Origin of the sequence: Aeromonas sp. QDB30, assembly GCF_027707645.1 — a bacterium.
In the GTDB taxonomy this organism is placed as follows: Bacteria; Pseudomonadota; Gammaproteobacteria; order Enterobacterales; family Aeromonadaceae; genus Aeromonas; species Aeromonas caviae.
Map to the genome: position 1 here is coordinate 78,277 of NZ_JAPCIY010000009.1, position 12,719 is coordinate 90,995.

General features: G+C 59.0%; 13 protein-coding genes and 1 pseudogene. 12 read left to right on the forward strand and 2 right to left on the reverse strand.

Annotation, left to right across the window (positions count from 1 at the left end; all coding sequences use genetic code 11):
- Positions 1-6 precede the first annotated feature (6 nt).
- Together nhaR and PG896_RS04820 are read left to right on the forward strand one after the other, a co-directional pair.
- Positions 7-939 carry a transcriptional activator NhaR gene (gene nhaR / locus PG896_RS04815; protein WP_210538134.1) on the forward strand — a complete coding sequence of 311 codons (933 nt, stop codon included), beginning with the start codon at positions 7-9 and terminating at the stop codon, positions 937-939.
- 48 nt (positions 940-987) lie between these two features.
- Positions 988-1,290 carry an ArsR/SmtB family transcription factor gene (locus tag PG896_RS04820; RefSeq protein WP_029313781.1) on the forward strand — a complete coding sequence of 101 codons (303 nt, stop codon included), beginning with the start codon at positions 988-990 and terminating at the stop codon, positions 1,288-1,290.
- A 48-nt stretch (positions 1,291-1,338) separates the two neighbouring features.
- Here the strand turns inward: PG896_RS04820 and rpsT are convergent, their stop codons facing one another.
- Positions 1,339-1,602 (reverse strand): 30S ribosomal protein S20, encoded by a 264-nt coding sequence (gene rpsT, locus PG896_RS04825; RefSeq protein WP_005308808.1) that lies wholly within the window; start codon positions 1,600-1,602, stop codon positions 1,339-1,341.
- Positions 1,603-1,793: 191 nt separating this feature from the next.
- Here rpsT and murJ point away from each other — a divergent pair, with 191 nt between their 5' ends.
- The 6 genes from murJ (at position 1,794) to ispH (ending at position 9,301) form a co-directional block, all read left to right on the forward strand.
- Positions 1,794-3,356 carry a murein biosynthesis integral membrane protein MurJ gene (gene murJ / locus PG896_RS04830; RefSeq protein ID WP_052814606.1) on the forward strand — a complete coding sequence of 521 codons (1,563 nt, stop codon included), beginning with the start codon at positions 1,794-1,796 and terminating at the stop codon, positions 3,354-3,356.
- A 210-nt stretch (positions 3,357-3,566) separates the two neighbouring features.
- Entirely contained in the window at positions 3,567-4,541 is a 975-nt protein-coding gene (gene ribF / locus PG896_RS04835; protein WP_010673098.1) for a bifunctional riboflavin kinase/FAD synthetase, read from the forward strand.
- A complete protein-coding gene (gene ileS / locus PG896_RS04840; protein WP_270835440.1) occupies positions 4,541-7,402 on the forward strand; it encodes an isoleucine--tRNA ligase in 2,862 nt (953 codons plus the stop codon). The genes ribF and ileS overlap by 1 nt, the downstream gene beginning before the upstream one ends.
- On the forward strand, positions 7,402-7,917 hold the full coding sequence (gene lspA / locus PG896_RS04845) for a signal peptidase II (protein ID WP_042079282.1): 516 nt from the start codon (positions 7,402-7,404) through the stop codon (positions 7,915-7,917). Before ileS ends, lspA begins: the two co-directional genes overlap by 1 nt.
- Positions 7,914-8,366, forward strand: coding sequence for an FKBP-type peptidyl-prolyl cis-trans isomerase (gene fkpB, locus PG896_RS04850; protein ID WP_042079281.1), 453 nt, complete (start codon positions 7,914-7,916; stop codon positions 8,364-8,366). Before lspA ends, fkpB begins: the two co-directional genes overlap by 4 nt.
- Positions 8,366-9,301: a 4-hydroxy-3-methylbut-2-enyl diphosphate reductase gene (ispH, locus tag PG896_RS04855; protein ID WP_270835441.1), complete on the forward strand. Its 936-nt coding sequence runs from the start codon at positions 8,366-8,368 to the stop codon at positions 9,299-9,301. The genes fkpB and ispH overlap by 1 nt, the downstream gene beginning before the upstream one ends.
- A gap of 361 nt (positions 9,302-9,662) precedes the next feature.
- On the opposite strand, the gene PG896_RS04860 is transcribed toward ispH, so the two are convergent.
- Complete coding sequence (locus tag PG896_RS04860; protein ID WP_171864922.1) at positions 9,663-10,040, reverse strand: type IV pilin protein; 378 nt, start codon at positions 10,038-10,040, stop codon at positions 9,663-9,665.
- A 93-nt stretch (positions 10,041-10,133) separates the two neighbouring features.
- Between PG896_RS04860 and PG896_RS04865 the strand changes: the two genes are divergently transcribed.
- The 4 genes and pseudogenes from PG896_RS04865 to PG896_RS04880 form a co-directional block, all read left to right on the forward strand.
- Positions 10,134-10,667, forward strand: a complete 534-nt coding sequence (locus PG896_RS04865; RefSeq protein ID WP_235673795.1) for a GspH/FimT family pseudopilin — start codon at positions 10,134-10,136, stop codon at positions 10,665-10,667.
- The gene (locus tag PG896_RS04870) at positions 10,661-11,305 is read left to right on the forward strand and encodes a PilW family protein (protein WP_270835442.1); all 645 of its coding nucleotides are present in this window, start codon (positions 10,661-10,663) and stop codon (positions 11,303-11,305) included. The genes PG896_RS04865 and PG896_RS04870 overlap by 7 nt, the downstream gene beginning before the upstream one ends.
- Positions 11,292-12,404, forward strand: a complete 1,113-nt coding sequence (locus PG896_RS04875; protein WP_270835443.1) for a PilX N-terminal domain-containing pilus assembly protein — start codon at positions 11,292-11,294, stop codon at positions 12,402-12,404. The genes PG896_RS04870 and PG896_RS04875 overlap by 14 nt, the downstream gene beginning before the upstream one ends.
- Positions 12,405-12,415: 11 nt before the next feature.
- Positions 12,416-12,643: pseudogene (locus tag PG896_RS04880) on the forward strand (prepilin-type N-terminal cleavage/methylation domain-containing protein); the annotation flags it as partial.
- Between the last annotated feature and the right edge of the window lie 76 nt (positions 12,644-12,719).

Genomic DNA, 12,719 nt, shown 5'->3' on the forward strand with positions numbered 1-12,719 from the left:
GGTGCTATGTCACACATTAACTACAACCATCTCTACTATTTTTGGATGACTCAGAAGAAGGGCTCCGTCACGCAGGCGGCGGAAGCCCTCTTTTTGACCCCACAGACCGTGACCGGTCAGATCAAGCTGCTTGAGCAGCGTCTTGGCGGCAAGTTGCTGATCAGAAAGGGGCGCTCCCTTGAGGCCACCGAGCTTGGCCAACTGGTATTTCGCTATGCGGACAAGATGTTCAGCCTCTCCTACGAGATGCTGGATATCGTCAACTACCGCAAGGAGAGCCAGATCCTGTTCGACGTCGGCATCGCCGATGCACTCTCCAAGCGTCTTGCCAGCCGGGTGCTGCTCTCCGTGATCCCCAATGACGGTTCCATTCACCTGCGCTGCTTCGAGTCGACCCATGAACTGCTCCTGGAGCAGTTGAGCGAGCACAAGCTCGACATGATCCTCTCTGATTGCCCGGTGGACTCCAGCCAGCATGCCGGGTTGCTGTCCAAGCGTCTGGGGGGATGCGGCGTCAGTTTCTTCTGCAAGGCGCCTCTGCCCTCCCAGCCTTTCCCTGCTTGCCTGGAAGAGCGCAAGCTGCTCATCCCGGGCCGCCGTACCGCCATGGGTCGTCAACTGACCCAGTGGTTCGAGCAGCAGGGGATTTCCCCCAGTATTCTGGGAGAATTCGATGATGCGGCGCTGATGAAGGCGTTCGGCTTCTTCAACCAGGGCATCTTCATGGCTCCGACCATCTATCGGGAAGAGATCCTGGAGGGGGAGGAGGTGATGCTGCTAGGTGAAACCCAGGATCTGATGGAGGAGTATTACGTCATCTTTGCCGAGCGGATGATCCAACATCCTGCGGTCAAGCGAGTATGCGAGAGTGATTTCTCCTTCCTCTTTGCCGGGCAGGAGGATTTCACGGCCATTCAGCCGGCAAGCCTCTCGTTTTAAATCGACGGTGACGGCGCTATGATGCCTGTCTTGGAAGAGGAGGGTGAGATGCAATTGGAAGAGATGGAAGCGAATGCCGGGCGTGCCGTCACCCTGCTCAAGGCATTGGCCAATGAGCGACGGCTGTTTATCTTGTGCCAGTTGCTGGATAGGGAGCTGTCGGTCGGCGAGCTGAACGAGGTATTGGGATTGAGCCAGTCAGCCATGTCGCAGCATCTGGCGGTGTTGCGCCGGGATGAGCTGGTGGCGACGAGGAAGGAAGCCCAGACGGTCTATTATTCCCTGCGCAGCCATGAAGTGCGTGAGATGATCGGACTGTTGCACAGACTGTACTGTAGCGACCCCAAATAAAAAACCGGCACTAGGCCGGTTTTTTCAGCTTTCATCAGCGGATGCTGATTAAGCCATGGCTTTGATCTGGGCAGACAGGCGGCTCTTGTGACGAGCAGCTTTGTTCTTGTGGATCAGGCCTTTGGTCGCCATACGATCCATGATCGGCTGAGCAACAGCGAAAGCGGCAGTGGCAGCAGCCTTGTCACCAGAGGCGATGGCAGCGATCACTTTCTTCAGGTAGGTACGGGTCATGGAACGACGGCTGGCGTTGTGCTGACGACGTTTCTCTGACTGAAGAGCACGCTTCTTAGCAGATTTGATGTTAGCCAAGGTAAAACTCCTAAAACTGTCTTAGCGAGTGTATTGAAAAGGCCCGGAAATATGCCTTCCCAACCACATATTGTCAAATGATTTGTGCAAATAAACACCGCCCCCCGGTGGTGTGTCAGATGGGAGACGGTTAAACTGTCGGCCGATTCTAACAGCATTCTTTTCTTTCCGACAGTTCCAGAGGCCTCGTCTTGAGTAAGAAATTGATCAAATCCGGCATGATAGTGTCCGGAATGACGCTGGCATCCCGTGTGATGGGCTTGGTGCGCGATGTGGTCATCGCCAATTTGCTCGGTGCCGGGGTGGCCGCAGACGTCTTCTTCTTCGCCAATCGCATTCCCAACTTCTTGCGCCGTCTCTTTGCCGAAGGGGCATTCAACCAGGCCTTCGTGCCCGTGATGACGGAGTACAAGAAAAACGGTGACGAGCAGGCGGTTCGCGAGTTGCTGGCGGCGGTGGCGGGCACCCTGGGTGGCATCGTCACCGTGGTCACCTTGCTCGGGGTGCTGGGTTCCGGTGTCCTGACGGCCCTCTTTGGCTGGGGCTGGTTCTGGGACTGGCTGCATGGCGGACCGGCGGCGGAGAAGTTCGAGCTGGCCAGTCTGATGCTCAAGATCACCTTCCCCTATCTCTGGTTCATCACCTTCACCGCCATGGCGGGGGCCATTCTCAATACCTTTGGCCGTTTTGCCGTGTCCTCCTTCACGCCGGTGTTCCTCAACATCACCATGATTGCGGCGGCCTGGTGGATAGCGCCCTTGATGGAGCGCCCCGAGATCTCCCTGGCGATCGGTGTCTTCCTCGGCGGTCTGGTCCAGTTTTTGTTCCAGTACCCTTTTCTGCGCCAGCTCAACATGCTGGTCTGGCCCAAGTGGGGTTGGCATCACCCCGGGGTGGTGAAGATCCGTACCCTGATGATCCCGGCCCTGTTCGGCGTGTCGGTCAGCCAGATCAACCTGCTGATCAACACCATGCTGGCCTCGTTTCTGGCTACCGGTGCCATCAGCTATCTCTATTACTCGGACAGGTTGCTGGAGTTTCCCCTCGGCCTCTTTGCGGTGGCCATCAGCACGGTGATCCTGCCTGCCCTGGCCAGAAAACACGTGGATGCGGATCCGGCTGATTTCTCTCGCACCATGGATTGGGGGGTACGCATGGTGATGCTGCTCGGCTTGCCAGCCATGGTCGGCATCGCCGTGCTGCGCGAGCCCATACTGCGGGTACTTTTCATGCGCGGTGAGTTCGGTCTGCACGAGGTGAGCATGTCCAGTGCGAGCCTGCTGGCCTCCACCACGGGGCTGCTCTCCTTGATGCTCATCAAGGTGCTGGCCCCCGGTTATTACGCCCGCCAGGACACCAGGACGCCGGTGCGTATCGGCATCATGGCCATGGTAGCCAACATGGTGTGCAACCTCATTTTCATCTATCCGCTCGGCTACGTCGGGCTGGCGCTGGCGACCGCCTGCTCCGGCACGCTGAACGCCGTACTGCTGTTCAAGGGACTCTATCAGCAGGATGTCTATCGCCCTTCCCGCAACACCGGGCTGTTCTGCCTCAAGCTCTTGGCGGCAACGGTCTTGATGGGGGGGCTTCTGGCCTATCTGTCGCCGGATCTCACCCAATGGGGTGCCTGGAGTATGGGCAAGGCCAGCCTGGAGTTGACCCTGCTGCTCTGCCTGGGCGGAGCGTTGTATGGCATTGTCCTCTTGGCATTGGGGATCCGGCCACGGCATCTGAGAGCCGGTCAGCAATAAGGAGCCAGCTGCAAGGGAGGGGGACAGTACAGGGGAGATGGGGGAGCGGTCTCAGGGGCTGTCGAGTTGGCCCGCCAACGAGGTGCGATGCTCCTGGCCGAGTCCGAGAAGCGGGCGGGATGGCTAAATCGGGTCAACGGCAGGGCTGACCCTGCCTGCTGCCTGATATATAATCCGCCGATTTCCATGGCAGCAACGCACAAGGCACTGATGGAGCTTATTCGCGGCATTCACAATATCAAGCCCCGTCACCGGGGCTGTGTATTGACCATAGGCAACTTCGATGGGGTTCATCAGGGGCATCACGCGGTGTTGGCCCGTTTGCAGGAGAAGGCCGCCCAACTTGGCCTGCCGGCCTGCGTCATGTTGTTCGAACCCCAGCCGCTGGAGCTGTTTGCGGGCAGTGCCGCGCCCGCCCGCCTCAGTCGCTGGCGGGAGAAGTACGAAGCCCTCAAGGGAATGCAGATCGATCGCATGCTCTGCGTGCGTTTCACCCATCGTTTTGCCGAGCAGGCGGCCAGCACCTTCATCGAGCAACTGCTGGTGGAGAAACTCGGCGTGCACTATCTGGTGGTCGGCGACGACTTTCGCTTCGGCAAGGGGCGGGAAGGGGACTTCCACTTGCTGGAGGAGGCCGGTCGGCGCTTCGGGTTCGAGGTGATCAGCACCCAGAGCTTCCAGCTTTCCCGCCAGCGGGTCAGCAGTACGCTGGTGCGCGAGGCCCTCAAAGCGGGCCGCATGGCGGAGGTGGAGCTGATGCTCGGTCGCCCCTATGCCATCAGCGGCCGGGTGGCCCATGGTGACAAGCTGGGGCGCACCATAGGTTTTCCCACCGCGAATCTGGCCCTCAAACGCCAGGTTGTCCCGGTCGGTGGCGTGTTTGCGGTGGAAGTGATATGTTCCGGCAAGACCTTCCCCGGTGTCGCCAATGTGGGTGTACGGCCGACCTTGAGCGGTACACAAGCCAGATTGGAAGTACATCTATTTGATTTTTCTGGTGATCTATATGGTCAGCAGGTCAAGGTGCTGCTTCGCCACAAGCTGCGCGAAGAGCAGAAGTTTGACTCTTTCACCGCCTTGAAAGAGCAGATCGAACGAGATGCCCTGGCGGCCCGAGCCTGGTTCGGGCTGCCACAATTTCATTTACCCAGCACTCTTTTAGAAAAGAAGGGAACCCAGGACTGATGAGCGACTATAAACACACCCTGAATCTGCCGGAAACCGAGTTTCCGATGCGTGGCGATCTGGCCAAGCGCGAACCCAACATGCTGAAACGTTGGTACGATCAGGATCTTTACGGCGCCATTCGCCGCGCCAAAGCGGGCAAGCCTTCTTTCATTCTGCACGATGGCCCCCCCTATGCGAACGGCAGCATTCACATCGGTCACTCGGTCAACAAGATCCTCAAAGACATCATCATCAAGTCCAAGGGCCTCTCCGGCTTCGATTCCCCCTATGTGCCGGGCTGGGATTGCCACGGTCTGCCCATCGAGCTGAAAGTGGAAGGCATGGTCGGCAAGCCGGGGGAGAAGGTTTCCGCCGCCGAGTTCCGCGCCGAGTGCCGCAAATACGCCAAGACCCAGATCGAAGCGCAGAAGACCGACTTCATCCGTCTGGGCGTGCTGGGTGACTGGGAACATCCCTACCTGACCATGGATTTCGGCACTGAAGCCAACATCATCCGCTCCATGGCGAAGATCGTGGCCAACGGCCACCTGCACAAGGGCTCCAAGCCGGTGCACTGGTGTACCGACTGCGGCTCCGCGCTGGCTGAGGCCGAAGTGGAGTACTACGACAAGAACTCCCCCTCCATCGACGTGCGCTTCAAGGCCGTCGACGAGGCTGCCGTTGCCGCCAAGTTTGACTGCGCCGAAGGCCACACCGGCAAGGGCGTGATCTCTGCCGTGATCTGGACCACCACCCCCTGGACCCTGCCGGCCAACCGCGCCATCGCCATGCATGCCGATCTCGACTACGCACTGGTGCAGGTTGAGGGCGACAATCCCGAGCGCCTGATCCTGGCCGCCGAGCTGGTCAAGGACGTGATGGACAGGGCCGGCATCGAGAAGTTCCACAACCTGGGCTACGCCAAGGGCGCGGCGCTCGAGCTGCTGCGCTTCAACCACCCCTTCTACCACTTCGACGTGCCCGTGGTGCTGGGTGACCATGTCACCCTGGACGCCGGTACCGGTGCGGTGCACACCGCCCCTGGCCACGGTCAGGAAGACTTCGTGGTCGGTCAAAAGTACGGCCTGGAAGTGGCCAACCCGGTTGGCAGCAACGGCGTCTATCTGCCGGATACCGAGCTGTTTGCCGGCCAGCACGTGTTTAAGGCCAACGCCTCCGTGGTCGAGGTGCTGACCGAGCGCGGCGCCCTGCTTCACCACAAGGTGTTCAACCACTCCTACCCGCACTGCTGGCGCCACAAGACCCCGATCATTTTCCGTGCCACCCCGCAGTGGTTCATCAGCATGGAGCAGAAGGGTCTGCGCAAGCGTGCCCTCGAAGAGATCGAGCGCATCGAGAAAGAGGGCATTGCCCAGCACGGCCAGAGCGGCTGGGTGCCGGCCTGGGGCAAGAACCGCATTCAGGCCATGGTCGAGAATCGTCCCGACTGGTGCATCTCCCGTCAGCGTACCTGGGGCGTGCCCATCTCCCTGTTCGTTCACAAGGATACCCAGGCGCTGCACCCGGATTCCGTCCGCCTGATGGAAGAGGTGGCCAAGCGGGTCGAGCAGTCCGGCATCCAGGCCTGGTGGGATCTGGACAAGGCCGAGCTGCTGGGCGCGGACGCCGACAACTACGAGAAGGTGCCCGACACCCTGGACGTCTGGTTCGACTCCGGCTCTACCCATGCCTCCGTGGTCGATGCCCGTCCCGAGTTCAACGGCAAGCCGGCCGACATGTATCTGGAAGGTTCTGACCAGCACCGTGGCTGGTTCATGTCCTCCTTGATGATCGGCGTCGCCATGAAAGACAAGGCTCCCTACAACCAGGTGCTGACTCACGGCTTCACCGTGGATGGTCAGGGCCGCAAGATGTCCAAGTCCATCGGCAACGTGGTCAGCCCGCAGGACGTGATGAACAAGCTGGGGGCCGACATCCTGCGTCTGTGGGTCGCCAGCACCGACTACACCGGCGAGATGACCGTCTCCGACGAGATCCTCAAGCGCTCGGCCGACGCCTATCGTCGTATTCGCAACACCGCCCGCTTCCTGCTGGCCAACCTCAACGGCTTCAATCCAGCGACCGACATGGTGGCACCTGCCGACATGGTGGTGGTGGATCGTTGGGCCGTGGGCCGTGCCAAGGCGGTACAGGCCGAGATTGTGGCAGCGTTCGACGAGTACAACTTCCACGGCGTGACCCAGAAGCTGATGCAGTTCTGCTCCATCGAGATGGGCTCCTTCTATCTGGACGTCATCAAGGATCGTCAGTACACCGCCAAGGCTGACAGCCTGGCCCGTCGCTCCTGCCAGACTGCCCTCTATCATATCGCCGAGGCCATGGTGCGCTGGATGGCGCCCATCATGAGCTTCACCGCCGACGAGATCTGGGCTCTGCTGCCAGGTGAGCGTGGCGAATTCGTTTTCACCGAGGAGTGGTACGACGGCCTGTTCGGGCTGGAAGCGGGCGAAGTGCTGAACGACGAGTTCTGGGCCGAGATCCTCGCCGTGCGCGGTGAAGTGAACAAGGCGCTGGAAGTGGCTCGTGGGGAGAAGCGCATCGGTGGCTCCCTGCAGGCCGAACTGACCCTGTTCGCCAAGCCGGAACTGGCTGCCCGCCTGAACGCCCTGGCCGATGAGCTGCGCTTCGTGCTGCTCACCTCCAAGGCCAGGGTGGTCAGCGTCGATGCCGCACCGGCAGAGGCCGTGGCGACCGAGCGCGACGACCTGTGGCTCTGCGTGGCGCAGTCTGCCGCCGCCAAGTGCGACCGCTGCTGGCACCATGTGGAAGACGTGGGCACCATCGCGGGTCACGAAGAGATCTGTGGCCGCTGTGTCACCAACGTCGAGGGTGACGGCGAAACGCGTCAATTTGCCTGATGAACATGACTCAGAACGAGATGAACAACAAAACCGGCCTGCGTTGGCTGTGGCTGGCGGTGCTGGCCTTCGTACTGGACCAGGCGAGCAAGCTCGCCGTGGTCAAGCTGCTGCCGTTTGGCTATCCGGGGGTGGAGATCACCCCCTTCTTCAACCTGGTCCACGTCTACAACAAGGGGGCGGCCTTCAGCTTCCTGGCCGATCAGGGGGGCTGGCAGCGCTGGTTCTTCGCCCTGCTGGCGTTTGCCATCTGCGGTCTGCTGATCCATTGGTTGCGCAAGCAGTCGGTGACCCAGCGCTGGAGCGGTATCGCCTACAGCCTGATCATCGGCGGGGCGCTCGGCAACGTGTTTGACCGGCTGGTGCTGGGCCATGTGGTCGACTTCCTCGACTTTTACTGGCAGCGTGCCCACTGGCCGGCGTTCAACCTGGCGGACAGCTTCATCTTCATCGGTGCCGCCATGATCGTGCTGGATGGCTTCCGTGGCGAGAAAAAACAGGACGCGACCTCATGAGCCAGTCGATTGCTGCGGACAGCAGCGTGCTGTTCCACTTCTCTATCAAACTGGAAGACGGCTCGGTGGCCGACAGCACGGCGCTGCACGGCAAGCCGGCCCGTCTGCGGATGGGAGACGGCAGTCTGACGCCGAGCTTCGAGCAATGCCTGCTGGGGTTGCGAGCAGGGGAGAGCAAGAGCTTCACCCTGGTGCCGGAAGAGGCCTTTGGCCTCTCCAACCCCGATAACATCTACCATCTCGACCGCGCCAAGTTCGGTGCCGATGTAGAGCCCAAGGTAGGTACCATCATACTGTTCGACCAGCCCAACGGCAGCGAGCTGCCCGGGATCATCCGGGCGGTGGAAGGGATGTCGGTCACGGTCGATTTCAACCACCCCCTGGCCGGTCACACCGTCACCTTCGAGGTGGAGATCCTGGGGGTTGATGACGAGGAGAAGGTTCACTGATGGATATTCTGCTGGCTAACCCCCGTGGCTTCTGCGCCGGTGTCGACCGGGCCATCAGCATCGTCGAGAGCGCGCTGGAGAAGTTCGGTGCCCCCATCTATGTCCGCCACGAGGTGGTGCACAACCGCTACGTGGTGAACAAGCTGAAGGAGGCGGGCGCCGTCTTCGTCGAGGAGCTGGACGAGGTGCCGGACGACAGCATCGTCATCTTCTCCGCCCACGGCGTGGCCAAGACGGTGCGCGAGATGGCCAAGTCCCGCGCCCTCAAGGTGTTCGATGCCACCTGTCCGCTGGTGACCAAGGTGCACATGGAGGTCCATCGCGCCAGTCGCAAGGGCTCCGAGGCCGTGCTCATCGGCCATGCCGGCCACCCCGAGGTGATCGGTACCATGGGCCAGTACGAAAATCCCGAGGGGGGCATGTATCTGGTAGAGACGCCGGAGGATGTGGCGAAACTCCGGGTGAAGAATCCGGACGATCTCTGCTTCGTCACCCAGACCACCCTCAGCGTGGATGAGACTTCTGACGTCATCGATGCCTTGCGTGCGCACTTCCCCAAGATCCAGGGGCCGCGCAAGGACGACATCTGCTACGCCACCCAGAACCGTCAGGACGCGGTGCGGGAGATGGCCGGGCTGGTGGATGCCATGCTGGTGGTGGGATCGCGCAACTCTTCCAACTCCAACCGACTGCGGGAGCTGGCCGAGAAGGTGGGCGCCAAGGCCTACCTCATCGACGATGCCTCCATGATTGAGACACAGTGGCTGGACGGTGTGGAACGTATCGGGGTGACGGCAGGGGCTTCTGCACCCGACGTGCTGGTACAGAACGTCATTGGTCGCCTGCGCGAGCTGGGGGGCAAGATAGTGACCGAACATCCGGGTCGCGAGGAAAACGTGGTGTTTGAGGTCCCCCCCGAACTTCGTATCCTCTAATAGAAATGCCGGCCCAGCGCCGGCATTTTTGTGACTAGCGTTTCGTTTTCCATAATAAAAGCAGCGGGTGTTCTCGTTTGAAGCCTGCTTTGCCATTAACAATGTCGATAGTTCTGGTTGAAATTTCGACATTTCCTGATGCCGACCCCAACATGGATGGAACTTACGGAGGGCTTGGCACTGTGCATAACAGGATGTTTGCGCACCTTGGTTTCACGCTCATCAAGCCGATGGTCACCATAGCACTCTTGTCTATCCAGCTGACGCTGGGGCCACATCATTTAACTCATTGATCCAAAACACGAAACTGACTACGCAGTCGAATCAGCTTGTGGCTTCGGTGTAACTGGTCCGCAGTGAGTTACTTCCAACAGTCAGATGGCGTCTTGGTATCGGCCTTGTTGAGGGTCAGAGTAGTACAGCCTGAATCATTGCTTTGGCTGCCTTTGGCTGTGGCTATCAGGGTATAAACCGTAGCGGTAGCGCCAGAGATGGTGAAGGTGTAGTAATCGCTTGTTGGGTTACCCACTTGAGCTGGTGTTCCGCTATAACTCGTATTGGATATGCGAAATTCCTCCTGCTTGAGCTGCATGCTCAGCAGGCCCTTGATTGCCTCGGCGCGACGAGACTTATGCAACCCATCGGTAAAGCTCGGGTAGGCTACAGCCGCCAGGATGGCGACGACAGCCACCACAACCAGCAGCTCCAGCAATGTAATACCTGATTGTTTGGTTCTCATGGGCGGCACGCTCTGGAAACGGTTTGATACTATAGAATAGTACTGACGGTGGGCTCTACTGGCATGGGCAAAAAGAAAGGAGTCTTGGGCTAAATGATGCGCACAGCAGGACGTGTTTCCGGTTTCACCCTGATTGAGCTGTTACTGGCAATGACGGTGGCTGCATTGCTGCTTGCCGTTGCCTTGCCCAGCTATCAGTCATTGCGGCAGGAGCAGATGGTGAGGGCTGCCACACAGGCTATCTATACCGATGTCATGTTGCTCAAATCCGAGGCGGTCAAACGCAATCAGACGCTCAATCTGCTGCTATTCAATAGTGGTACCAGTAACTGGTGCTACCGGGTGCATATCGACGGTAGCTGCAATAGCTGTGCCGATGCTTGTTCCAGCATCGAGGGGCGGAAAGGGGTGAATGCCAGCGAATTCCCCGGTATCACTCTGGTGGCGAGTTACAGTGAGTCGGCGACCAATATCAGGCCGCTCAATATTTCTCCTCGCAGAGGAACGCTGACGGCTGGTAACATTGCCATCTCATCCGGTAGCTACGCCATGCGAGTCGTTACCAACAATGTTGGGCGGGTTCGTACCTGTGCTGTCAGCAATGTGAGTGGGGTGCCGACATGTTGAGGCGACATGCAGGCTTCAGTCTGGTGGAGTTGATGGTCGCCATGGTGGCGGGCTTGTTACTGGTGGCTGCCGTGACGACGCTCTTCGCAACGATTCTCAGGGCAAATAGCACGGCTATGAAGGTGAGTCGACTCAATCAGGAGGTTCAGGCAATCACCGACATGATGGCCCGTGATATTACCCGGGCCGGTTATGATGCCAGTGCGGCTAGCCACACTCTGGTAAGCGGCGCCACTTCCCCCTTCTATTTCGATGGCAGCAACGATGTGAATAATAGCTGCATTATTGTTCGCTACGATGGGCGAGATGAAGGTGTAGCCAATAGTGCTAATGGTGTTATAGGCCCGAATGAGGGTGTTGTTTATAGCTATCGAGCAGATAATTCAGTTTGGTTAGTTGAGCTATCGGGAGCAGTGTCTTCTCATGTTTCAACGTTGCCTGAATGTAGTTCTGGGGGGAACCGTATCTCTACCGATAACACCATAGAGATCACCCAGCTTACCTATAACCTGCTCGCCAGCAGTCAGGTAAGCGGGGCCCGGGCCATCCAGCTCAATATATCGGGGCGCTACAAGGATACGCCTGCCCTGACCTTGAACCTGCAGCGGGATATCAAGCTGCGCAATGATGGGCATTGATATGAACAGACAAGCGGGTTTTACCACCTTTACGGTCACGCTGCTGCTGCTGCTGATCTTGTTGGGTGTTTCACTGCTGGTCGGCAAGCTGCTGGTGGCCGACCGACGGGTGATGCTCAATGAGGCGCTCTATCGCCAGGCGCTGGCGCTGGCCGAGCAGGGGTTAGCAGACGGGGCGGGGCGGTTGACGCAGGATCCCGACTGGCGTACCAGCGCGGCGACCAGCACGGTGGCCAGCGGCAGTTACACTCTCGCCTCTAGCAGCGCCTCACCCATTATGGTGGGTTCGGAGGAGATAACCCCCATCACGCTCAGCTCCATGGCGACCCTGAACGATGATCAGGCCCAGGCGGTCGTCCGGGCGCAATATGTGCAGACCAAGGTGCTGGCGGGGACGCCTGCGGCACCACTGACTGTTGCTGGGGGCATGGCGGTGAACGGCAACTTTACGGTGGTTGCCAATCCCAATGGGGGAGGGCCCGGAGTGCCGCTCTCCATCTGGACCGATGAGTATGTCGATCTTACCAACGGCTCGGGGCAGACCTGCCACCAAGGGGATTACGATGGTGGTTGCGGCACCAACATCAGCCAGAAAGGGGACAAGCAGTCAGATATAAAGGATAGCGATCCCTACTTTCCCGACGATCTGGTGTGGTATCTGTTCAATGAGAATGACGATGCCGCAGGCTGGGCCAACATAGAGTCAAGAGCCAACCAGATAGTCAATAATTGCAATGGTCTGGGGCCGACGACGACGGGGCTTGTCATTGTCAATGGTGATTGCAATCCCGGCTCCAATATCGGTACTCAATCTGCCCCTGTTGTGTTGATCATCAAGGATGGCAGCCTGACCATCAATGGTAACCGTCAACTGTACGGGCTGGTATTTGCGTACTCTTCACATCCAGCTACGGCAACCACGGATATCAAGCTCACTGGCGGGGCCATCGTAAACGGTGCTTTGGCTGCCAACTTTGAGCTGGGCAAGGCCAATGGTACCTATGATGCTAAATATGATGAGGCCGCACTGAGCAATATCAGGACAGGCGCCGCCTTCCAGACTCTTAAACAGGTGCCGGGCAGCTGGCGCGACTGGTAGAGGACAAGTAAATGAAACGGCAAAAAGGATTTGGCCTGTTTGAGATACTGGTAACCCTGGTTGTGCTGGGGGTGGGGGTGGTCGGGCTGGTGATGCTGTCGAAGTCGACCCTGACGGCCTCCCAGGATGGGCGGCGTTATGAAATTGCCATGCGACTCGCAGAATCCAAGATCGAGGAATTTCGTAACTTCAACAGTCTGGTGACGGCGACGGCCCCGCTCACTGCCTATACGGCCATCATGTACAGGATCTTTAGCTACAACCAATTGAAATAGATAGAAAAAAGGCTTCGTTTGTGATCTGATTTAATCGCAA

Coding starts and splice junctions, on each gene's coding strand:
- nhaR (WP_210538134.1), top strand. CDS start 7: ATGTCACACATTAACTACAACCATCTCTACTATTTTTGGATGACTCAG.
- PG896_RS04820 (WP_029313781.1), top strand. CDS start 988: ATGCAATTGGAAGAGATGGAAGCGAATGCCGGGCGTGCCGTCACCCTG.
- ribF (WP_010673098.1), top strand. CDS start 3,567: ATGGAGCTTATTCGCGGCATTCACAATATCAAGCCCCGTCACCGGGGC.
- ileS (WP_270835440.1), top strand. CDS start 4,541: ATGAGCGACTATAAACACACCCTGAATCTGCCGGAAACCGAGTTTCCG.
- lspA (WP_042079282.1), top strand. CDS start 7,402: ATGAACATGACTCAGAACGAGATGAACAACAAAACCGGCCTGCGTTGG.
- fkpB (WP_042079281.1), top strand. CDS start 7,914: ATGAGCCAGTCGATTGCTGCGGACAGCAGCGTGCTGTTCCACTTCTCT.
- ispH (WP_270835441.1), top strand. CDS start 8,366: ATGGATATTCTGCTGGCTAACCCCCGTGGCTTCTGCGCCGGTGTCGAC.
- PG896_RS04860 (WP_171864922.1), bottom strand. CDS start 10,040: ATGAGAACCAAACAATCAGGTATTACATTGCTGGAGCTGCTGGTTGTG.
- PG896_RS04865 (WP_235673795.1), top strand. CDS start 10,134: ATGATGCGCACAGCAGGACGTGTTTCCGGTTTCACCCTGATTGAGCTG.
- PG896_RS04870 (WP_270835442.1), top strand. CDS start 10,661: ATGTTGAGGCGACATGCAGGCTTCAGTCTGGTGGAGTTGATGGTCGCC.
- PG896_RS04875 (WP_270835443.1), top strand. CDS start 11,292: ATGATGGGCATTGATATGAACAGACAAGCGGGTTTTACCACCTTTACG.